This window comes from Saccharibacillus sacchari (assembly GCF_037722395.1).
GTDB classification, from domain to species: Bacteria; Bacillota; Bacilli; order Paenibacillales; family Paenibacillaceae; genus Saccharibacillus; species Saccharibacillus sacchari_A.
The window spans coordinates 344713-366804 of record NZ_JBBKAR010000056.1 but is presented as its reverse complement, the minus strand read 5'-3'; the positions used below and the strand labels follow the sequence as shown (position 1 = coordinate 366804).

The window sequence follows — 22092 nt, the reverse complement described above, 5'->3', positions numbered from 1 at the left end:
GTTATCCTCTCCCTCCCCGCCGCTGCACCCGGTTAATGAACCAGAGAATGAGCAGCGATAAGGTCAACAGCAGTACCGATACGGCAGCCGCGCCCAGATTGTTGTCGCTCTCGACCTCGCCGTAAATAAACACGGAAGCGGTGAGCGTTTTGGCCGGAATATTGCCCGCGATCAGCACGACCGCTCCGAATTCCGCCAGCGCGCGGGAGAAAGCCAGCATGGCGCCTCCGGCGATTCCCGGTACAATCTGCGGCAAAATGACCCGGAAAAACGTCGCCGCGCGCGAGGCTCCGAGCGTATACGAAGCTTCTTCGGCGGATGCGTCCATTTCTTCCAGCAACGGCTGGATCGCGCGGATCACGAACGGAAACGTCACGAACACCATCGCAATCACGATCGCCGGCTGGTGAAACACGATGTCGAAGCCGAGCTTTTCCGCGATTCCGCCTACCCAGCTATTCGGCCCGAGCAGCAGCAGGATCATCAGCCCGCCTACCGCGGTCGGTAGCGCGAACGGCAGATCCACCAGGCTGTTGAGCACGGTTCGTCCGTAAAAGCGATAACGCACCAGCACCCAAGCGATCATCGTTCCGATCAGCACGTTGGCGACGGTCGCGATCAGCGCAAGCTTGAGCGTGAGCAGCACGGCTTTCCAGGCGATCGGATCGGAGATGCTTTCCCAAAACGGCGCCCAGCCGTCGGTGAACGCATAAACATACACGCCCGCGATCGGAAGCACGATCAATATAACGAAATACAGCAGGACCGTCGTGCGAAAACCGTAGGTCCAGCCTTTGTGACGCAGCCATGACGTTTGCACCGGATCTTCCTCCAATTCCGAGACTTGTACGAAGTGTAACGATTGCGTCGTTTTTCGCAAGAAGCCTCGTCGCATTATTCCCATTAGTCTAGTCGGTTTAACTTACTGCATAATGTATCAGGGTTAACGATTAGCGTCAATATGCTTTTTTTTCAAAACGGAATAAACGTGTGCGTTGTCAGAGTGGAATCATTGTATCAGAAGGGGAACGATTGCGCGCGGAGGCGCCGTGAGCGTGTTTCGACCTGCGCTTCGTTGTGCTTTCCCTTTTTGATTGGATAAAAGATTTAGCGGTAAAGGGAAAGTAGAAAGGCGCTTCGGTTCGAAACACGCTCACGGCTAGTAGCTTGTCTTAAACCATTCATCAATCCAAGATAAGCTACCCGTACGTTGTCGACTCTTGATCGGAGGGTTACGTTCACTTAAAGCTCATACGCTTTAGGCGAGTTTTAAGCGAACGTAACCTTACCTTTAGCGTTGGCAACGTACCGGGTGCGATCGAGGAAAGACATGGGTAATATAAAGAAAAGTCATTCACATTCAATGGCCGCAGCACTCTCGTCATAGTCGAAGATTCTCTACATCACAAGGAGGAAAAGATGTGTTACATACGCTGAAGTTGTCTACGTCGAAAAGGGACGAGATCGTGGATATTACGCCGCAGGTACGGGAAGTGGTGCGTCAGAGCGGGGTCGAGAACGGGATTGCGATGGTCTATTGCCCGCATACGACGGCGGGGATCGCGATCAACGAGAATGCCGATCCGGACGTGAAACGGGATATTTTGATGATTCTGGACGAGGTGTATCCGTGGGAGCATCCGAAGTACCGGCACGCGGAAGGCAATACGGCGGCGCATCTGAAAGCGATCACCTGCGGGTCTTCGCAAACGATTATTATCGACGGTGGCAGACTGGTGTTGGGGACGTGGCAAGGGATTTATTTTTGCGAGTTCGACGGGCCGCGTTCGCGGGCGTTCAAGGTGAAGATTATGGAAGGATAGCGGGAACAAAGACTTTTACGGCGTATTGGATAAAAAATGATGTAAAAACGTAATTATAGCGTATATTCAACATTTCGACGCAATCTGTTCGTATGTTTCCACTCTATTTTCTTTTATAATAAAAAGAAAACGGAGCTGATGGAGTTGGAATTGCTCGATCCTCGAAACGATTTTTTATTTAAGCGCATCTTCGGCAGCGAAGAAAATCGGGATGTGTTATTGGCGTTTTTGAATCGCACCTTCACTGAAGCCGGACAACCGCCGCTAAGTGAGATTCTGCTGCTCAATCCGTATACGGACAAAGATTCTCCGACCGACAAACAATCGATTCTGGATGTTCGCGCGCGTACGACCGAAGGTGAATTGATCAATGTGGAAATGCAGTTGTTTAACCGATATGATATGGAAAAGCGCACATTGTTTTATTGGAGCAAGCAGTACGGTAGTCAGTTGGTAGAGGGTCAGTCTTACGATACGCTCAAGCGCTGCGTGACAATCAATATTTTAAATTTTTCTCTGCTGCCCAACAAATTGTATCACAGCGTGTTCCATCTTAGGGAAGATCGGACCGGAATCGAATTGACCGGCGATATCGAGATTCATTTTTTGGAACTGCCCAAGCTTGAAGAACGTACGGTCGATCTGCAAGAAGGCGGGCTCGCCAACTGGCTGTTGTTTCTAAAAGGCGTCGATCATAACCAATGGGAGGTGCTAACGATGAACGAACCGAAATTGAAAAAAGCTATGAACACACTGGAGTTTCTGAGTCAGGACAAGCAGCTCAGAATGGAATACGAAGCGCGGCAAAAATTTTTGCACGACCAAGCTTCTATGATGAACGCAGCCAAAAATGCGGAAGCTTTCGGATTTAAACATGGCATGCAGCAAGGCATTCAAGAAGGCATCCAGCAAGGGATTGAGCAAGGCATCGAACAAGGCATCCAACGCGGCATCGAAAATACCGCTCGCCGTCTGTTGAAGATGGGCCTAAACATTGACGAAGTAGCCGAAGCTACCGGACTGACAAACGAGCAAGTTCAGCATCTACAAACGGCACCCTAAATAAACGACAGCATGAAAAAACCGTTAGCATTCAGGCTTGTAAACAAGCTGGGACGTTAACGGCTTTTTATTTTTTCAAAACATACTCTTCTGCACAATATACTTCCGCGCAACAACGCATCGAAGCGTTCTCTATGCACTATTTCAGCGCCGTGAAGCAGGCAAATGCAGGTTTTCGCACAAAATGCGTACATGCGCCAAAGCTGCCGGACGGATTTCGTCGAATGAAGCTTTTTCTTGAATGTAGTAAGAGACAAAACCGTGCGCAGACAAAAAGAGACTGAGCGGAATGCTTTTCAATGACTCTTCGGTATGCCGCCCTTCCTGATCCAGATGTCCGCGGACAATGGATGCAAATAACTCCAGACATCGGCCCTGTTCGTTTCGACAGTAAGCCAACAGCTCTTCGTCGCGCGTCATGAACATGATCTCGTACTGATGCGGATGATCCAGCCCGAAGCGAATGAATTCCAGCAGCAACAGCTCGGTGCGCGTGAATCCTTCCATCTCCGGCGCGTTCACCACGCTGTTCAGGCAGCTCGACAAATAGCCGAAATCTTCGATGACGATGGCGTAAAACAGCTCCGCTTTTTCTTTGAAATGATAGTAGAGCGAACCATGGCTGTAACCGAGATGCTGTCCGATACTGCGCATGGAGATGGCACGGTATCCTTTGGTGATGAACAAGTGTCTCGCCGCTTCCAGGATTCGCTCACGCGACAGTTCCTGCTCTACTGCTCTTCTCGCCATAGTCGTTATTCCCCTTCGATGTAATAAACCGGATCTCCCTGCACGATGTCGGCTTGCCCTTGTGTCAGATCGGTGATCCAGGAAATAAAACGATCGGTGTCCGCAAGCGGAGGCAAACAGAGCAGCGTTACTTTGTCCGTAAACGTAGTTTCGCCTGTGCGAACTTCTCGCCCGCGCAGCTCGTTCTCCACCTTGCCATGCCACGTATAATCGATCGTCACAAACACTTGCGTATGCAGCACCCGAAGGATCTCGTCGCCAGCCTCGACCGCAGCTACCGCTCCGTCCGCATAAGCCCGAATCAGGCCGCCCGCGCCAAGCATGATGCCACCGAAGTAACGAGTGACGACCACGGCTACGTTTTTCAATTCCCGGTTCTTCAATACTTCCAGAATAGGCTTGCCCGCCGTTCCGCTTGGTTCTCCGTCGTCGGACTGTCTTTGAATTTCATCACGCTCGCCGAGCAGGTAAGCCGAACAATTGTGGGTAGCGTCGCGATGAAGTTTTTTGATTTCGTCGATAAACGCGATGGCCTCTTCTTCTGTCTCGACAGGGCGAATATGGCCGATAAACCGCGATTTACGGATGACGATTTCTTTCTTCCCCTCGTGCCTGACTGTTTGATAACGTTCCAGCATAAAGTTTTTCGAACCTTCCTTATAGTAGAAAGCAGTTCCCCGCGCTTGCATACGCGCCAGAGACGCGATGCACACGGGTGAACTGCTTTCTTCTGTTTGGTCCGGTCATCCCGCCGTATGGCGAATTAACCGGTGGTTATTCTCTTATTAAAACAGGAATTCACGTTGGCGTAAAGATTGATGTCAGAATTATTCCGCAGAATTATTCGGACAGACGCGATTCCAGTTCCGCTTTTTCTTTTTCGAAGCCAGGCTTGCCCAGCAACGCGAACATGTTTTTCTTGTACGCTTCGACGCCCGGCTGGTCGAACGGATTGACGCCCAGCAGGTAACCGCTAATGCCGCAAGCCTTCTCGAAGAAGTAGACCAGGTAGCCGAACGTGTACGGGCTGAAGTCTTTGATATTGACGATCAGGTTCGGTACTTGGCCGTCCGTGTGCGCCAGCATCGTGCCTTGGAACGCTTTTTTGTTGACGAAGTCCATCGTTTTGCCTGCGAGGAAGTTCAGGCCGTCCAGGTCGTCCGCGTCTTCTTCGATCGTGATTTGCTCGGATACGTTTTCCACTTGGATCACCGTCTCGAAGATGTTACGGCTACCTTCCTGGATAAATTGACCCATGGAGTGCAGATCGGTCGAGAAGTCAACGGAGGATGGATAGATGCCCTTGAAGTCTTTGCCTTCGCTTTCGCCGAAGAGTTGTTTCCACCATTCCGATACGAAGTGCAGCGATGGCTCATAGTTGACCAGGATTTCCGTGCCTTTGCCTTTGCGGTACAAAGCGTTACGAACAGCCGCGTATTGATACGCTTGGTTCTCGGCCACATTCGGGTTCGAGAATTCGTCCGACGCGTCGGCAGCGCCCTGCATCATCGCGTCGATGTCTACGCCAGCCGTTGCGATTGGCAGCAAACCTACGGCGGTCAACACGGAATAACGACCACCGACGTCATCCGGAATCACGAACGACTCGTAGCCTTCTTCGGTCGAAAGCTTTTTCAGAGCGCCGCGAGCGGTGTCCGTCGTTGCGTAGATGCGTTTGCGAGCTTCTTCTTTGCCGTATTTTTTCTCCAGAGCGGCGCGGAAGATACGGAAAGCGATCGCAGGTTCCGTTGTCGTGCCGGACTTGGAAATAACGTTAACGGAGAAGTCTTTGCCTTCTACCAGTTGCAGCAGATGCGCCAGATACGTCGAGCTGATGCTGTTGCCCGCGAAAAAGACTTGCGGCGTTTTGCGCTGCGACTTGTCTTGCACGTTGTAGAACGAATTCGTCAGCATTTCGATCGCCGCGCGCGCGCCCAGGTACGAACCGCCGATACCGATTACGATCAGCACTTCGGAGTCGCTTTGGATTTTTTCCGCGGCTTTTTTAATGCGTGCGAACTCTTCTTTATCATAGGCTTTCGGAAGATCGATCCAGCCGAGGTAATCGGAACCTACGCCTGTTTTATTGTGAAGCTGCTCGTGAGCAAGCTTGATCGGCTCTGCGAAGTAATCAACTTCGTGCTGCCCGACGAAACTGAGCGCTTTGCTGTAATCGAAATGAACGTTTTTAGCCATAATGGAAAAGCCTCCTCTGAATTTACTGCTTGAATCGCCTTGCAATGTCAAACATCCAGAACCAGCATACTGGATTTCGCGGGGACTGACAAGCGCGACAGGTCACACTTTGCACATAAAAACACCCCTGACGTCATCCAGCAGGAGTCCATCACCGGATGCTCACTTTCGCTTGGACGCCGCAGGGGCGAATAAAAGCAGGGCAAAGCTTGTTCATCGCTGCAAAAGCCGATCAATAAGCTCAAAATCCCAGTCGAAATTTAGTTAAGCAGTGCTTTGACTTTGGCTGCTACGTTATCCGGCGTGAAGCCGTACTCTTCGATCACTTTGTTGCCCGGAGCCGAAGCGCCGAATGTGTCGATGCCAAGAATCGCGCCTTGGTCGCCCACATAACGCTCCCAGCCGAATGGGCTAGCCATTTCAACAGCAAGGCGAACTTTAACGTCGGGCAGCAGGACAGAATCCTTATACGCTTTGTCTTGCTTCTCGAACAGATCCCAGCTCGGCATGCTGATGACGCGAACTTCGATACCTTCTTCGGCAAGTTTCGCTTGGGCTTTGACAGCCAATTGAACTTCCGAACCGGTCGCGATGATTTGCGCGGCCGGTTTGCCGTCTTTGGCATCGGATACGACATAAGCGCCGCGTGCCACGCCTTCCCATGCACCTTCGACCGTTCCTTCCAGAATAGGCAGGTTTTGACGAGTCAGCACTAGCGCAACCGGATTTTCTTTGTTTTGCAGCGAGTATGCCCAAGCCGCGGACGTCTCGTTGCCGTCTGCCGGACGGATAACCGTCAGACCCGGAATGATACGGATCGAAGCGAGTTGCTCGATTGGTTCGTGGGTAGGACCGTCTTCGCCGACTGCGATACTGTCGTGCGTCAGCACGTAAGTCACAGGCAGCTTCATCAGGGAAGCCAGACGAATGGCTGGACGCAGGTAGTCGGTGAATACGAAGAACGTACCGCCGAACACTTTGATCCCGCCATGCAGGGCGATACCGTTCATGGCGCCCGCCATACCGAATTCGCGTACGCCGTAATAGATGTTGCGTCCTGCGCGGTCCTGCGGCGTGAACACCGTGATATCGTTCAGGTGCGTCATCGTGGAGCTTTCCAAGTCGGCCGATCCGCCGAACAGTTGAGGTACGTTTTGTACGACGCCGTTCAGTGCTTTACCGGAAGCTACGCGAGTCGACAGATCTTTGTCGGCAGTCGTGTATTTCGGCAGGTCTTTGTCCCAGCTTACCGGAAGGTCGCTATTGAAAGCGTTCAGGAATTGAGCAGCCAATTCCGGATTTTCGTTTTGGAATTTCTCGAATTGTTCATCCCAGATTTTGTTCGTCAGCTCGCCTTTTTCTTTCACTTTAGCGAAATGTTCGCGGACTTCGTCCGGCACGAAGAAGTTTTCTTCATGAACCCATTCGTAGAATTCTTTGGTCAGCTTGACTTCGTCGGAACCCAGCGGGGAACCGTGAGGACCGGCGTGGCCGCCTTTGCCTTGTTTGTTCGGGCTGCCGTAGCCGATGATCGTTTTCACTTCGATCAGCGTCGGGCGTCCGGTGTCGAGCTTCGCTGCTTCGATTGCTTTGGCAATCGCGTCCAGATCGTTGCCGTCTTCGACGCGCAGCACTTGCCAGCCGTAACCTTCAAAGCGCTTCTGCACGCTTTCGGAGAACGACAGGGAAGCTTCACCGTCCAGCGTGATGTCGTTGGAATCATACAGCATGACCAGCTTGCCGAGTTGCATATGGCCAGCCATCGAAGCCGCTTCGTGGGAAACGCCTTCCATCAGGTCGCCGTCGCCGCAAATGGCATACGTATAGTGGTCGATCAGTTTATAGTCGCCTTTGTTGTATACCGAGGCAGTGTGGGCTTCAGCAATCGCCATACCTACTGCCATCGCTACGCCTTGACCCAGCGGGCCAGTCGTTGCGTCGACACCAGCGGTGTGGCCGAATTCCGGGTGACCCGGCGTTTTGCTTCCCCATTGACGGAACTGCTTGATTTCTTCCATCGGAAGATCATAGCCCGACAGATGCAGCAGGCTGTACAGCAGCATCGAACCGTGACCCGCGGACAGCACGAAGCGATCCCGGTTAACCCAAGTCGGGTTCGACGGGTTGTGGTTCATTGTTTTGGCGAAAAGTTGGTAGCCCATCGGTGCCGATCCCATCGGCATGCCCGGGTGACCGGAATTTGCTTTCTCGATCGCGTCGATCGAAAGGGTACGTACGGTTGCAATCGACAGATCGTCGATTTTGATATTGTTAGCCATGTTCTAATATCCTCCTCGGTCGTTTCCGGCTTTACCGAAAACGGATTGTGAAGACTCCTGTGCTCCAGTATATCATTTTGAAACATTCATTTCCATAGGATTCGAAACAAAGCTGCGAATTCATGGATTCCTTCTCCCCTGCACCTTTACCCGCGTACGCGGATTATGATTCGCCACCGAACAAAGTTTCCCTTTTCTCGCGTTCCGGATCATGCTCGGGCAAAATGGCCGTTCCGAAAATCATCGTGGTTCGCTCGTCCGTATCATAGGCCGCCCATGGCAACAGGGCCGTAGAAGGATCTCCGGTCACAGCGAACGATTGCCAGGCTCCGCGCATCGCGTCGGCCAGATTCTGCATGGACGGTTCGACTCTGACGCCCATGCGGGGCAGCAGCACCAAGTTGCCGAACACGAACGGAATTTCGGCGGCATGCGCCGCTTTGCCGAAAAACGGATGACCGGGCAGACTCCAGTCAAAGCGATACATCCATACCGGCGCGTGGGCGCTTTGCGCTTCCGCGAGCTTCAACGCCGAACGCCAAAAATAAAGATCGGTCATCAAAGCGGCCTGACCTTCGATGTCCGCCGGATACTGTCCGATCCAATTCTCCACGTCGTCCAAACCCGTGATCGCCCGCAGCGTACGGGCAAGTTCGTCCGGTTCCAACCGCTGCGATTCGTCGCGGAAAAACATGGCCCCTTCTTCGCGGTTCGTGCCGATAATCAGCGCGATATTAGCGGCGTTGCCTTCCGATATCGCTTGAAGAGGTTCAATCGGCAGCGTCGCGGGTTCAACGACCGGCTGGAACGGCATAGCCGGAAATTCTTCGTTTTCCGTTTGCAATCCGGCTGCGGCAGACAACAGCATTTCCGCCGGAAACGCTTTGAGCTTTTCCAGATTGCCGCCGTCCACGCCGAGCCGGCGCAAATAAGCGGCGGCAATGCTTTCGGCCTGTATAGCCGGCAGCGATTGGGCGCCTCCGCTTTGCATCGCGGCGCGGTGGAACAGCCCTTTTGCCGCAGGCATCGCGAGCAGCGAAGCGATGCTCATCGAACCGGCCGATTCGCCGAAAACGGTTACATTGTCCGGATCGCCGCCGAAAGCGGCAATATTGCGCTGTACCCATTCCAGGGCAAGCACCTGATCGGACAAACCGGGATTGGAATCGAAGCCTTCGCCGAGAGGCGAAAGATGCAAGAACCCGAGCGGCCCCAACCGATAATTGATCGTGACGATAACGCAGTCTCCGCGCAATGCCATCTGCGTGCCGTCGTAGAGCGGAATATTGGAAGAACCGGCCATAAAAGCCCCGCCGTGAATCCAGACCATGACCGGCAGCGGGTGTTCGATCTGTTCGGGCGCCCATACGTTCAAATACAGGCAGTCTTCGGACATGACCGGAGCTTCGGCGCCGAAAGAAAACATTTCGTCCGGTTTGGCTTGCGGGCAAATCGGCCCGAACGCAAACGCTTCTCGGACGCCTTCCCAACCTTCCGGCGGCTGCGGCGCCTGAAAACGCCATTCGCCGACAGGCGGCTTGGCATACGGAATGCCTTTCCAGGAAACGATCCCGTTTGCCGAAATCCCCTGAATATGACCTTGTGTAATCTGTACGATTTTATTTTCCATCGTCTCTCCTGCCTTTCCGCAATGAACGATTGATTGTTGAACTTTACATGTTCATTTAAACATAGGCAGGACCGTCGGTTCAAATATTCGACAAGGGTTGCGGAAAAGGAAAAAAGCCTTCCCGGTTAAGGAAGGCTTCTAACCGAATCGTTGGACCGTCCTACCGAACCGCCCTCGATCAGCTTAATTTGCATCAGTTCGTGGTCGATCGGGTCCCCGGCCAAAATGCGCAGCAAATGTTCGGCGGCCGCGGCTCCCCACTTGGCGCGGGAATAATCGACGGTCGCCAATCGGGGCTGCAAGTATTTGGTCAGCTCGATGTTATCGAACCCGATCACGTGAACATGCTCGCCGACTTTGAGTTCCGTCTCGCTCAGCACGTTGCAGATACCGACCGCCATTTCGTCGTTCAGGCAAAATACCGCGACCGGCTCACTATACTCATCGATGATCCGCCGCGCGGCTACGGCACCGCCTTTTTTCTCGAAATTGCTGGCGATCTCCGTCAATTCCACGTCCGGGTGTTCCGCCGCGATCTGACGCACCACGGCCAAACGCTGATTGGAATCGTACGAATCTTCCGGGCCCGTGACCACGTAGAGCTTCCGGTGGCCTTGCTCCAGCAAATGGTTCATGGCCGCCGCCGCGCCGGACCGGTTATCCAGCAGCACCCTGTTGATATTCGGATGAATCAATTCGCGATCCAGCACGACGATGCGATGCCCGCGATCCGCGTAACGCAAAATTTCTTCGCTGTCGAAACCCGAATCGAGAATGATCGCCCCGTCGATCATCCGCTCGGGCAGCATCCGATGCGACTGGACGCCGCTACAGACGATAAGATCGTAACCCTGCTGATTCAGCACATCCTTGACGCCGTCCAACAGATCGCCGTAAACGTCGCCTCGGAAATCGGTCAGGAACACGCCGATGATGCGGGATTCTCGCTTCTTCAGCGTACGTGCCGCAGCATTCGGCACGTAATTCAGCTCCTCGGCAATAGCCAAAATGCGCGAACTGGTTTCTTCCGTCACCTTGCTGCTGCCATTTAACGCGTAAGACACCGTTGAAATCGATACTCCCGCCTTTTTGGCGATATCCTTGATACTTACCAATCCACTCGCTCCCCTGTCTGGTTGCCTTTTAGTTCTTATACCCATCTAACAGACAACAAAGGCGATCCGTCAAGATCGCCTTGTGTTTTTTGGTGAATTTTATACGAAAATTTCGATTTTATTGCTATTTTTGTCAGACAAATCTTCAAATTCGGTGCGGGCGATCCGAATTCCGCCTTCGCGGTAACGGTTGTCTCCTGCTTTTTCGCCGATGAGTTGACCGTTCAATTTGACGACTCCGGATTCGCTTGCGCCGATTCGGAACACGAACGTGGCCGGAATTCCGTCATAGCTAAAGTCCAGGTGCAAGCCGTCGAGCGATGCCGGAAGAACCGGATCGACGATCAGGTCGCCGCCGTCTTGACGGATACCGAGCACGTTGCCGATCAACTGGTTCATGTAGATCCCTGGGCCGCTGGAGTAGATTCTCCATCCGCCCTTGACCGCAACCTCTCCGTTTTTCAACTCGCCGAACCGCTCTTGCGCGTCGTAACGGTTATTGAATTTGCCGTCCGAGCTGCTGAAATACGAGTTGCTTTGACGCAGTTCCGCATTAGGCACCACATCGCGGATTCCGACCGGATTGATGATGGCAAGCCCGTTCCATGTCTCGTCGGCCAGACCCAGCTTCGCCATCGCTTCCACGTAGCGGATATGGGCGTGCACGTATTGCAGACCGATCTCGCGGCCGAAGTTCGAAGCTTGCTCGGCACGTTTGAAATGGGTGCTGACGCCGCCTGCGTACTGCGCAGGGCGGTTCATCAGACGCACGCCGTCCGGGCAGAAGAATTCGCGCTTAATCAGCTCATAGTGCGACTTGGCCTGCTCAGGCGTCAACAGTTCCCCGATCATGCTGCGCGTCATCGGCAGCAGGCGGTAGTTGATGCCCGTTTCGTCGTCGCTCGGATGCAGCATCGGTTTCGGTTGATCGGCTTCTTCCATATAAACGAAGCCCGGAATGACGTCCGTGTTCAGCATGTACCGGTTGAAGTCGGCTTTAATGCCTTCGGCCATAGCCGCCAGTTCTTCCGCGAACGCGGAATCGGCGTCTTTGAGCGCTCCCGACAACACGTTAACCGTCTGGTACGTCAGCGCGACCGTCCAGCTGCTCACCATGTACTGCTTGAGCTGCGCGTTGGCCGGTTGCAGCGTATCGTCCCAATCGCCGTCGCCGTACGAAGACAGGAACGTATCGTGCAGGAAGTTGGTTTTGATATACTCGATTTCTTTTTTGGCATGGTCGAGAACGGTGTGCGTATCTTCGGTAAAACCGAATTGATGCTTGACCGTATACGGGACTTTTTCTTCCAAAATCCCGAAGTCGCGCGTCGTTTTCAGATAATCGCCCAATACTTTCAACGGCCAAACGATAATATCGCCGTGGCTTTCCTCTTGCTGGATCGCAAAGTATTTATCGAACATGAACCACTGCGGCCAAGCGCCGTCGTCTTCGTATTGGTGCGAATAAACGGTTTTGAGAATGTCTTTGACCTGCCCGTATTTTTGCGTCGCCATAAAGTATTCCACCGGTCCCTGGCAGACGTCGCGCGTTCCCCACGCCGCGCCGCCGTACTGCTCCAATCCGTGCGGGGACGAGTAGTGAACGAGCATGTTATGCGTGTACCACCAAGCGAGCGCGTTGACTTTGAACAGGTCTTCGTGCGTTGCGTCGCCGTCTTTGGACAAACGGAAGCCGTTCATCACGTTCCGGTAAAAGTCTCGGTAAGCCGCGATTTCTTCGTCCAGGGAACGTTTGACCGGAGCAATCGCCGTGCCGTCGAGCAATCCCTGAATCGTCAGCGTCCACTCCGTGCTCGATGCGAGCGTCAATGCCACCAGGGAAGCATCGCCCGAGTTTACGCCCTCCGCGATCGCCGATTCGTCGCTGACCGATACGTCCGCGCCTTCGACGCCCATCACGTAAGCCAGGTTTGGATAAGCGCTTGCGCTCAGCGAAGCCGAATCCGCGGTAAACGTCAGTTTGCCATTTTCTTCGGTCATATGCAGCGGGAATTCGTATTCGTTGACGTTCATCGTGATCTGCGTCGTCACCAGGTAACGGTAGGCTTGGCCGCTTTTCGACACCACATGCAGACGGACTTCAGGGCTGTCCACGGTCGTCGAAGTCGTCACGAAGATCGTGTCGCTGTCCGTTTTGTACGTCCAGCGCGCATAGTTGAAACCGATCTCGAACAACGAAGGCAGCGTGAGCAAGCGGTACTGACCGTCGATTTCGATATAAATGCGCTGTCCCGCCGTTTTCGGCACGTTGAGCGCATTGCGCGCGTTACTCATCATCTTGTTGAAGTTGGTGTTGCCCAGCACAAGCTGCGAGTTGAAAATGCCGTACATATACGCGGTCGACGCGAGGACGGGCACGCCAAACTCCACGTTGCCGCCGCTCATCAGGATATGGCCGTGAGGGCGCTCGACGAGACGTTCTTTTTCTTTTAAAACGACATGTTCGTACGTATCCGTGAAGAAAGCCAGCAGCTTGCCGTTCTCGCGTTCTTCTTCATAGCGGTTCGGGAAAAGGGTTTCGATCTCTTCGTCGGCCAGATCCAGCGTTTGCAGCGGCTCGCCGATGGTCGATCGGAACGATACGGACGGCAGTGGACGCAGCTCGCCGACTTCTTCCGCATCGTAAGCGTCCCAAGCCGCCTGGACATCCTGCGTGAACTCGATTTCGGTAATCGCTGCCGGATGATCCGCACGGTACAAACCGTAGAACACGAAACGCTCTTCGCCGCTCAGCGGAACCAATTCCGATTGAAGAGCCGTGTAGGCGAACTCGTATTGGTAGACTTCGTTCGCAAGCTGGCCGTGCGTCAAAGCTTCCGGCACGTTCGTTTCTTTGTAGGATTTGCCGAAGAACTGGAAGCCGTCCGTCGAATATCCGGTTGCGCGCGTAAGCGAACCTTGCTGCATATACGGGAACGCGCCGCCTTGCGGTTGGTTCTGGCGGGAGCATACGATATAGCCTTTGTGCTCGTCTTGGAAAACGGCATGGTCGATGTATTGCGACAGGTACGCCTCGTTGCTGCGCACTGCACCCGGATCGGCGTCGCCCACGTCTTGGCCGTATACGATGTCGATATCGACACCTTCGCCGCGCGTTTGCACGTCCCAGAACCAGACATCCTGTTCGGTTACGGCAAACGTTACCGTGTAGGCCACCCCGCCTGCTTCGCCTTCCCATACAACGCGTTTGCCGTTTTGGCTGACTTTGCTGGTTGAATGGATGCCGAGCAGCGGGTAAAAGGCTATGCCCGATTCGCGGTGAATCCGCAGGAACAGATTATTGAGCGAGCCGTCCAGCGGGGAAGACAGCAGTTGGTTCAGCATCGTTTTGCCGCCGAGTGCCTGATACAGATCGCCGCTCGGCCAGAAGGTAAAGTTCAAGCTTCCTGCCTGAACGTTGAATTTCGAGTTCGTGTTTGCGATAGTCGCCATAAATGCGTTCACTCCTAAGTTGATCAATTTAAGATGAAAGAATCATTTAACGTATCCTGACTGTTACGGCCGACAAAAACTTCAAAACGGCCCGGGTCGCTTTTAAAACTGAGGTCTGCATGGTGATAGCGCAGTTGTTCTTCATTTAAAGTGAACACTGCCGTTCCGCGTTCGCCCGGAGCAAGCTCCAATCTGACGAAACCTTTTAACTCGCATACCGGACGTACCACCTCGCCGGATACGTCTCGGACATACAGTTGAACCGTCTCGACGCCTGCGCGCTCACCGGTATTCGTCACGTTCACGGAGATCGCAAGCGGGGACTTCTCTGTCATCTGACCGGAGGAAAGCTTGAGTCCGTCATAGGCAAAAGCGGTGTACGACAGTCCGTAACCGAACGGCAGCAGCGGTTCGTTCGGAGCGTCCAGATATTGCGAGACGTAACGAACTTGCGCGTCGGCTGCTCCCTGCGGGCGTCCGGTATTGAAATGGTTGTAATACACCGGAACCTGTCCGACGGAATGCGGGAACGACATGGTGAGCCGTGCCGACGGATTGACTGCGCCGACGAGAATATCCGCGACTGCGGCCCCGCCTTCGCTGCCCGGATACCAGGCTTCGACTACGGCGCCGACTTTGTCGTACACGCCGTGCAGATCGAGCGGGCGGCCGTTGAACAGCACGGCCACGGTCGGCTTGTCCAGCTCCGCGATACGCGCGATCAGCTCCAGTTGGATCTGCGGCAACCGGATATCCGTCCGGCAGCCGGCTTCGCCGCTCATCTCGGAAGCTTCGCCCAGCGCCAGCACGACGATATCCGCTTGAGCCGCCGTTTCTACGGCAAGGCGCAGTTGTTCTTCCGTTCCTTCCTCGATGCCGCAGCCGACCGCGACGCTTACGTTCGTATCGCCCAGCCGCTCGATCAAGGCGAAGTCCAGCTTCACGGCGTCTTCCGTCGAACCGCTCCACGACCACGGGCCGAGAATATCGCCGCTTTGGGCGAACGGTCCGATCAGAGCGACTTTGGCTTCCGCTTGCAGAGGCAGAATGCCGTCGTTTTTCAACAAAACGGTCGAGCGGGTCGCCAATTCGTAAGCCGCTTCGCGGTGCTCTCGGCTGAACACCACTTCCGCTTCGCGCTGTGGATTCGTGCCGCGATGCGGGTTATCGAACAAGCCCAGTTTTTGCTTCAATTGCAGGATGCGCAGCACCGATTCGTCGACCAACGTTTCGTCCACGCTGCCGCCGCGAACGAGTTCCGGCAGTTCGTGCACGTAGCAAGCCGTCATCATCTCGATATCGACGCCGGCGCGAATCGCTTTATAAGCAGCTTCGCGCTCATCTTCGGCCACGCCGTGCGGAATCAGTTCTTTCACGGCGCCCCAGTCGGAGATCAGCACGCCGTCGAAGTTCCATTCGTCGCGCAGCAGATTCCGCATCAATTTCTCGTTGCCGCTGGCCGGGATGCCGTCGATCGTGTTGAACGACGTCATGACCATCTCGCAGCCTTCGTCGAGCGCGGCTTTGTAGGCCGGTAAGTAATATTCGCGCAGTTGGCGTTCGGACAGATCGACCGTGTTGTAGTCGCGGCCGGCTTCCGAAGCGCCGTAAGCGGCGAAATGCTTTACGCAGGCCGCGACGCGCTCGATTTCTTCCATCAAATCTTCCCCTTGCAGCCCGCGCACGAACGCTCGCGCGAACAGGCTGTTTAAGTAAGGATCTTCGCCTGTCGATTCCATCACGCGTCCCCAGCGGGGATCGCGCACCAGATCGACCATCGGCGCAAAAGTAACGTGAATCCCGGAAACGGCTGCTTCGCGCGCGGCGATTTCGGCGCTTTTTTGCGCCAGGTCGGTGTCCCAGGAACAGCCGATCGCCAGCGGTACCGGGAAGATCGTTTTGAATCCGTGCACAATATCCGCCATGAACAAAAGCGGAATGCCGTGCGGATTTTTTTTCATATGAGCGTCCTGCACGGCAATGGCGCCTTCCGCGCCGGCATAGCCAAGAATCGAACCGCTGTTTGCGATCATGGAGTCGGTGATTCCCATCGCCTGCATCGGTCCGGTGATTTGGCCCTCGTCGCCTGCTCCTTCATAAAAAGGAGCTGCGAGCTGGACGAGTTGAGCGACTTTCTCTTCAAGCGTCATCTTGCCAATCAGGTCAAGAAGCTGCTGATTGTCCATGTCGAGTCCTCCAAGCGTAGTGAAATTTAACGTTTTTTATTGAACGGTATGAAAACAAACATTTTTGAAAATGGTGATGAGTGGGTTTCTCCATTTTTCAGGATTTTGCACAATTGGTGGTTTATTTGATTCAATCCAGCTTAAAACCGGTACGTGCTTCTGTTTTTTCTTCGAAAAACGGGAAGTACGTTAATTATGCAAATTCCTCATCGTAGAAGACTTATCTCAAGAACACGAAGAAGAGAAAACCCGGTTCGTGCGGAAACTCCGCGCGCACCGGGTAAGAAAAGCAGCCGGGCCTATAGGCGAGGTGCCGTCCGGACCCGGGTATTGCACATTTCGGACTTTTCAAACATCGAAGCTTGCACGCGGGCAGGATCGGCTCGACGAATCGAAGCCGGTCCGTGTCCGACGCAAAGTCATTACTTCGCGAATTCGTTGTTCAGCTCGTCGATAACCGGTTGAACGATGGATTGTTTGCTTTCCACCCATTTTTTCCAGTTGGTTTCGAGGTCGCCGTCTTGCAGGATCAGGTTCGCGTATTCGGTTTCGTACGTGAAGTTGGCTTGGTCTTTGGCTTTGGACGTGTACAGTTGGAAGTCCCAATCGTACGTAGCCATCGCGCCGCCTTCGGTGCTCAGGGAAGCTTTTTCTTTGTACAGTTCAACCGAACGGTCGCGGAATTCTTTTTTGATCGCAGGGTTGATTACGCTGAAGTCGTCGCCCAGTACGTACAGACCTTCGAAGCGGCCCGGGTATTTGTCTTCCAGCGTCGTGCCTTCCGGCAGCAGGCTGGCCAATTCGCCGTTTTCTTCTTTCCAGTCTTCGCCTTCGAAGCCGAGGTTCAGGAATTTCTGAGCGTCTTCGGTAACGGAGTAGTCGATCATGTCCATGATGCGCTCGAACTTTTCTTGAGAAACGTTCGGCGAGAACACGATGGACGACCAGAAGTTGACTTGCTCCAGGTTGCGGTATTTGCCGTCTTCGCCGACGATCAGCGCTTCGTGCACGACGTCGGAGCTGTTCAGGTTCAGGTTCTTTTTCATCGCTGTGTCCATGTCTTGTCTGTACGAAGCCAGACCGCCCAGACCCGCGATTGCGGAAGTTCCCGTTACTTTGAACGCGTCGCCGCCTTCGCTGTTTTTCCAAGTGTAGAATTCAGGATCAAGCAGACCTTCTTTGTACGCTTGTTGAGCCAGTTTCAGGCCTGTCAGCGTGGACTCGTCCGCAGGACCCCAGTGATATTTGCCGTCTTCGCCTTTGTAGAAGGCCGATTCGACGCGGGCATGCGCATTGTTCGACATCACGAATCCGGTCAGGATATCGCCTGCGTTGAACGACATCGGGATCAGTTGGTTGCCCACTTTGCCCGGATCTTGTTCTTTGATCAGTTTCGCGAATTCCATCAGTTCGGTAACGGTATAAGCGTCTTTCAGCTCGAAACCGACTTTTTCCGCCCAGTCTTTGCGGATCGCGATAACGCCGATTTGGTTCAGCAGCGGATCGGCCGGTTTGTTTTGGAAGTAAACCGGTCTAGGCAGAACGTAAGTACCGCCGACTTTTTCTTCGAGACGCTCGCCCAGGCCTGTCGATTCGTAGGCTTTGGCGGCGTTCGGCCAACGTTCTTTCCAATCGTCCGGGAATTTGTAGAACAGACCCTGGTCGATATAGTTCATGGCGTCGCCGTTCACGTAGTTCCAACTCGCGAAGTCGGGCAGGTCGCCGGAGTTGATCCACAGGCGAAGCTTTTCGCCCCAGGAATCCCAGTCCACGTAGTTGTAATCCCAAGTGATATTGAATTTGTCGCTGAATGTTTTGTGGAACTTGTCTTGCAGGTTCGCTTTGGAGATGTCGGTGATGCCGGCATACGAGATGGTCAAGTTGTTTGTGTACGTACCGTCCTCGTTTTTCTCGTCCGCGGTTCCTGTTGCCGATTCCGAACCTTTGGAGCAGGCGGTCACGAGAATCATGACCAGGGACAACGCGAGCAGGAGAAGTGTTTTTGCCGAAAACATTTTGTTCGCTTTCATGTTTTACCCCCATTTTTTCGTTAGGATTTTTAGACCCTTTGTTTACCCCTTGTACAGCATGTATTGGTGCATCAGGTCTTGATAGCCCCTGTCAATACCCCTTTTGCGAAGTGCTTTTGCAGCAGCGGGAAAAACGCCATAATCGGAACCATGGTAACGAATACCGCCGCCATTTTCATGCCCGTCGAGAACGATTGCGCGGTGCCTTGCCCTACGCTTGTCGCGTTGGAGGCGTTGGTTTGCGATTCGACGATGATCGCCCGCAGCACGTTTTGCAGCGGAAGCTGATCGGCTTTGCGCAAGAACACCATCGCGTCGTACCAGCTGTTCCAGAACGCGACCCCGTAGAACAACGCGATGGTTGCCATGATCGGAGCAGCCAGCGGAAGCACCACGGACAGCAGGATTCTCCATTCCCCGGCACCGTCGAGTCTCGCCGATTCCATCAGCGATTCCGGCAGCCCCTGGAAGTAGTTCATCATAAGGATCATATTGAAAACGCTGAAACTTCCGGACAAAATGACCGCCCAGAGCGACCCCGTCAAATGCAGGTCTTTCATCACCAGGTACAACGGCACGATACCGCCGTTGAAGATCATCGTGAACAATACCAGAAAGAAAATCGGTTTTTTACCCGGGAATTTCGGACGGCTCAACCCGTAAGCCATGCTCACGGTAAGGAACATGCTGAGCGGAAGCCCTGCGGCCATCAGCTTAAGTGTGTTCCAGTAACCGCTGCCGATGCTTCCATCCGCGAACAGCGCTTTGTAAGAACTGAGCGTCGGTTCTTTCGGCCACATCAACAACGGGTTTTCCGCGTATTCCCTTTGCGTCGCGAACGAGATCATGATGACGTTCCAGAACGGAATCAGGATCGCCAACGCGCCCAGCGTCAGGACAATGAAGATCAAAATATCGAGTGCCGTCATTCGGCTCGTGCCGAAGTTGGCTTTTTTCTTTTTTCTCGCCAAAGTGCTCATAAGGCTTACTTCTCCTCTCTTATCGGAACAGACCGTCTCCGCCCATCCATTTCGCCGCCCGGTCAGCAAGCAGCAGCAACGCCATGTTCACGAGGGAACGGAACAAGCTGACTGCCGACGAGAACCCGAAGTCGCTGGAAGACTGGAACGTAATCCGATAGATGTACACGTCGAGTACCTGCGATACATTTTGCGTTGCGGCGTTCGCCAAGTTGAAAATCTGGTCGAAACCGGACGACATCAGGCCGCCGACCGACAAGATGAACATGATCGTGACCGTCGGCATGATATTCGGAAGCGTGACCCGGAACATTTGTTGCAACCGCGTCGCGCCGTCGATCTGTGCCGCTTCGTATTGTTCCTGATCGATCCCCGAGATCGCGGCCAGGAACACGATCGCGCCCCAACCGGTCGATTTCCAGATATCCGTCAGGATGATCATCGGATAGAAGTTTTGTTCGGAACCGAGGAAGTTGATCGTCGGCAACCCGAGCAGCCCCAGCAAACTGTTGACGAAACCGTCGTAAGCGAGCACGTTGATGATGATACCCGACACGATGATCCAGGATAGGAAGTGCGGGAACGTATACGCGGTTTGCAGCACCTTTTTGTAACGGCGCATCCGCAGCTCGTTCAGCAGCAGCGCGAGCAGGATCGGGAACGGGAACGTAATGAACAGTTTGATGATATTGACGTACAGCGTCCGCCATACCGCCGCGGCGAAAGCCGGGTCGCGGAACAGGTACGTGAAGTTTTCCATCCCGATCCATTCGCTGCCCCAAATTCCGTCGTTGGCCCGGTAATGTTTGAATGCCAGCGACAATCCGCCCATCGGCATGTAAGCAAACAAAATCAACCAGATCAAGCCCGGAATCAGCAGCGTGTAAGTCATTCTGTACTTCCACATTTCAACGAACAATCGCTTGAATTTCGATTCTTCCCCTTTGGACGAACCCGGGGTTATTGTTGCGGGTTTCACACGGCATCTCCTCACTCTACTTGAGTCTTTATCTTGCTGTTGACAAAACGGCTGGATCGCTAGCGGGCGAAACGTTTCGATTAACGCGGGAATGCCGGCCGATCCCGTTGCGTGAACGGTTTCAGCAAGCGTTTACTTCTTGGTCCGCCCCAAACGTTTCGCTTTTGGCTTCAGCCGGTCTCCGCTTCACGTGACTTTGCGGCTGGACCCTCGCTTGACGAGCATGGATTCGAATACCACGTGTCGGTTCGCCGTCTCTCCCGCGATCAGATCGAATAAAATCTCGACGCTGACGTGGGCCATTTCGACGCCCGGCTGGCTGATCGTATCGAGCGACGGGTGATAATACTCCGCCATCTCGATGCCGTCGAAGCCGACGATGGATACATCGCCCGGAATCGACAGTCCCGAGGACAACACGGCTTTGGCCGCACCGATCGCAATGGCGTCGGATGCTGCGAACATCGCCGTTACACCCATGTTTTTGCTTAGCAGACGCTTGGCAGCCGCGAAGCCGAAACTCGGTGCGTACTCACAATCTTCGACGAGAGCCGGATCGTATTCGATTCCGTGCTCTTCAAGCGCTTTCTTATAACCCAATAACCGGCGGCTGCCGATCGTGTTCGCCATAAAAGGGAACCGGGCCAAAAAACAAATGTTGCGGTGCCCCAGCGAGATCAGATAGCTTGTCGCTTTGTAAGCACTCTGCACATCGTCGATCGATACGCTGGAAAACGCGGCTGGATCGACATCCTTCATCGTCGTGATCGTGGTCAGTACAAAAGGAACGCCCAGCTGATTGAACTCTTCTTCGGAGTGATCGTACGTGCCGCCCATAAAGATGACGCCGTACAGATTTTTTTCCCGGATCAGCTGCATCGCCGCGGCAATCTCGTCGACTCCGTCTTCGACCTGTTGAATCATCAGCGGGCAACCTCTTAGGTGCACCTGACGTTCCACTTCTTTGATCATGTTGGCGAAAAAAGGATTGGAGATGCCTTTGACCATCAAAGCGATCGTATTCGACTGAGTCTTTTTCAAGTTGCGCGCATTGCTGTTCGGCACGTAATTGTACTGCTTCACAACGGACAGAACCTTGGCACGGGTAGTATCGCTGACGACTCCGCTATTGTTGAGCACTCTCGATACCGTCGATATGCCCACTCCGGAAATTTTTGCAATATCCTTAATGTTCATCTCGTTCGCCACTTCACCTCGGTTGTCAGTCGGCCACTTGAAAATCAAGGTAAAAGCCGAGCTGGTTCTAAAATTCGTCGAGTTCTATGGGAAACGTTTCCCATCATGCAGGAAGCGTTTTCTCAAGCCTTCGAATCGTTTCGATACACATCATAAACCCGAATATTCGAAGTGTCAACACCGTTTCCATGATTTTTTAAATTGAAAAACCGCTTTCTTTGAACCGCTTCCAGCCTTATCCATAGAAAGCATCGCGATACCCGAAATTTTCAAGATAGTAAACGGTTCCATTTTAACTTTTTGCCATTTGGGATACTATCGAAAACATTCAAATTGATTTTTTCACTTCTCTCATAGGAAACGTTTCCACCTCCTTTTCACTTCCCTATTCACCCATTGCAATTTTGATGAA

15 protein-coding genes are annotated in these 22092 nt (G+C 53.6%); 2 read left to right on the top strand and 13 right to left on the bottom strand.

What is annotated here, in order from left to right; all coding sequences use genetic code 11:
* Position 1 precedes the first annotated feature (1 nt).
* Complete coding sequence (gene cysT, locus WKI47_RS22965; RefSeq protein ID WP_425355503.1) at positions 2 to 835, bottom strand: sulfate ABC transporter permease subunit CysT; 834 nt, start codon at positions 833 to 835, stop codon at positions 2 to 4.
* Positions 836 to 1421: 586 nt separating this feature from the next.
* Here cysT and WKI47_RS22960 point away from each other — a divergent pair.
* Positions 1422 to 1823: a secondary thiamine-phosphate synthase enzyme YjbQ gene (locus WKI47_RS22960; protein WP_340229505.1), complete on the top strand. Its 402-nt coding sequence runs from the start codon at positions 1422 to 1424 to the stop codon at positions 1821 to 1823.
* 138 nt (positions 1824 to 1961) lie between these two features.
* On the top strand, positions 1962 to 2885 hold the full coding sequence (locus WKI47_RS22955; RefSeq protein WP_340229504.1) for an Rpn family recombination-promoting nuclease/putative transposase: 924 nt from the start codon (positions 1962 to 1964) through the stop codon (positions 2883 to 2885).
* A 144-nt stretch (positions 2886 to 3029) separates the two neighbouring features.
* Here the strand turns inward: WKI47_RS22955 and WKI47_RS22950 are convergent, their stop codons facing one another.
* The 12 genes from WKI47_RS22950 to WKI47_RS22895 all read right to left on the bottom strand — a co-directional run bounded on the left by WKI47_RS22950 (position 3030) and on the right by WKI47_RS22895 (position 21680).
* Positions 3030 to 3635: a TetR/AcrR family transcriptional regulator gene (locus tag WKI47_RS22950; RefSeq protein ID WP_340229503.1), complete on the bottom strand. Its 606-nt coding sequence runs from the start codon at positions 3633 to 3635 to the stop codon at positions 3030 to 3032.
* A gap of 5 nt (positions 3636 to 3640) precedes the next feature.
* Positions 3641 to 4273 (bottom strand): YigZ family protein, encoded by a 633-nt coding sequence (locus WKI47_RS22945; protein WP_340229717.1) that lies wholly within the window; start codon positions 4271 to 4273, stop codon positions 3641 to 3643.
* Between the two features lie 202 nt (positions 4274 to 4475).
* A complete protein-coding gene (locus WKI47_RS22940; RefSeq protein WP_037283405.1) occupies positions 4476 to 5831 on the bottom strand; it encodes a glucose-6-phosphate isomerase in 1356 nt (451 codons plus the stop codon).
* A gap of 260 nt (positions 5832 to 6091) precedes the next feature.
* Positions 6092 to 8110: a transketolase gene (gene tkt / locus WKI47_RS22935; protein WP_340229502.1), complete on the bottom strand. Its 2019-nt coding sequence runs from the start codon at positions 8108 to 8110 to the stop codon at positions 6092 to 6094.
* Between the two features lie 163 nt (positions 8111 to 8273).
* Positions 8274 to 9740, bottom strand: a complete 1467-nt coding sequence (locus WKI47_RS22930) for a carboxylesterase/lipase family protein (RefSeq protein ID WP_340229501.1) — start codon at positions 9738 to 9740, stop codon at positions 8274 to 8276.
* A 125-nt stretch (positions 9741 to 9865) separates the two neighbouring features.
* Complete coding sequence (locus tag WKI47_RS22925; RefSeq protein ID WP_340229500.1) at positions 9866 to 10855, bottom strand: LacI family DNA-binding transcriptional regulator; 990 nt, start codon at positions 10853 to 10855, stop codon at positions 9866 to 9868.
* Positions 10856 to 10954: 99 nt separating this feature from the next.
* Complete coding sequence (locus WKI47_RS22920; RefSeq protein WP_340229499.1) at positions 10955 to 14308, bottom strand: GH36-type glycosyl hydrolase domain-containing protein; 3354 nt, start codon at positions 14306 to 14308, stop codon at positions 10955 to 10957.
* A gap of 23 nt (positions 14309 to 14331) precedes the next feature.
* Positions 14332 to 16494 carry a glycoside hydrolase family 3 N-terminal domain-containing protein gene (locus WKI47_RS22915; protein WP_340229498.1) on the bottom strand — a complete coding sequence of 721 codons (2163 nt, stop codon included), beginning with the start codon at positions 16492 to 16494 and terminating at the stop codon, positions 14332 to 14334.
* A gap of 422 nt (positions 16495 to 16916) precedes the next feature.
* On the bottom strand, positions 16917 to 18524 hold the full coding sequence (locus WKI47_RS22910; protein WP_340229497.1) for an ABC transporter substrate-binding protein: 1608 nt from the start codon (positions 18522 to 18524) through the stop codon (positions 16917 to 16919).
* A 71-nt stretch (positions 18525 to 18595) separates the two neighbouring features.
* Positions 18596 to 19504: a carbohydrate ABC transporter permease gene (locus WKI47_RS22905; protein WP_340229496.1), complete on the bottom strand. Its 909-nt coding sequence runs from the start codon at positions 19502 to 19504 to the stop codon at positions 18596 to 18598.
* 19 nt (positions 19505 to 19523) lie between these two features.
* The gene (locus WKI47_RS22900) at positions 19524 to 20411 is read right to left on the bottom strand and encodes an ABC transporter permease (protein WP_340229716.1); all 888 of its coding nucleotides are present in this window, start codon (positions 20409 to 20411) and stop codon (positions 19524 to 19526) included.
* A gap of 258 nt (positions 20412 to 20669) precedes the next feature.
* Positions 20670 to 21680, bottom strand: coding sequence for a LacI family DNA-binding transcriptional regulator (locus WKI47_RS22895; protein ID WP_340229495.1), 1011 nt, complete (start codon positions 21678 to 21680; stop codon positions 20670 to 20672).
* Positions 21681 to 22092: the final 412 nt, after the last annotated feature.

Bases quoted from the DNA above. Each gene is read 5' to 3' on its own strand.
- WKI47_RS22955 (WP_340229504.1), top strand. From the start codon at position 1,962: ATGGAGTTGGAATTGCTCGATCCTCGAAACGATTTTTTATTTAAGCGC.
- WKI47_RS22950 (WP_340229503.1), bottom strand. From the start codon at position 3,635: ATGGCGAGAAGAGCAGTAGAGCAGGAACTGTCGCGTGAGCGAATCCTG.
- WKI47_RS22945 (WP_340229717.1), bottom strand. From the start codon at position 4,273: ATGCTGGAACGTTATCAAACAGTCAGGCACGAGGGGAAGAAAGAAATC.
- WKI47_RS22940 (WP_037283405.1), bottom strand. From the start codon at position 5,831: ATGGCTAAAAACGTTCATTTCGATTACAGCAAAGCGCTCAGTTTCGTC.
- tkt (WP_340229502.1), bottom strand. From the start codon at position 8,110: ATGGCTAACAATATCAAAATCGACGATCTGTCGATTGCAACCGTACGT.
- WKI47_RS22930 (WP_340229501.1), bottom strand. From the start codon at position 9,740: ATGGAAAATAAAATCGTACAGATTACACAAGGTCATATTCAGGGGATT.
- WKI47_RS22920 (WP_340229499.1), bottom strand. From the start codon at position 14,308: ATGGCGACTATCGCAAACACGAACTCGAAATTCAACGTTCAGGCAGGA.
- WKI47_RS22915 (WP_340229498.1), bottom strand. From the start codon at position 16,494: ATGGACAATCAGCAGCTTCTTGACCTGATTGGCAAGATGACGCTTGAA.
- WKI47_RS22910 (WP_340229497.1), bottom strand. From the start codon at position 18,524: ATGAAAGCGAACAAAATGTTTTCGGCAAAAACACTTCTCCTGCTCGCG.
- WKI47_RS22905 (WP_340229496.1), bottom strand. From the start codon at position 19,504: ATGAGCACTTTGGCGAGAAAAAAGAAAAAAGCCAACTTCGGCACGAGC.
- WKI47_RS22900 (WP_340229716.1), bottom strand. From the start codon at position 20,411: ATGTGGAAGTACAGAATGACTTACACGCTGCTGATTCCGGGCTTGATC.
- WKI47_RS22895 (WP_340229495.1), bottom strand. From the start codon at position 21,680: ATGAACATTAAGGATATTGCAAAAATTTCCGGAGTGGGCATATCGACG.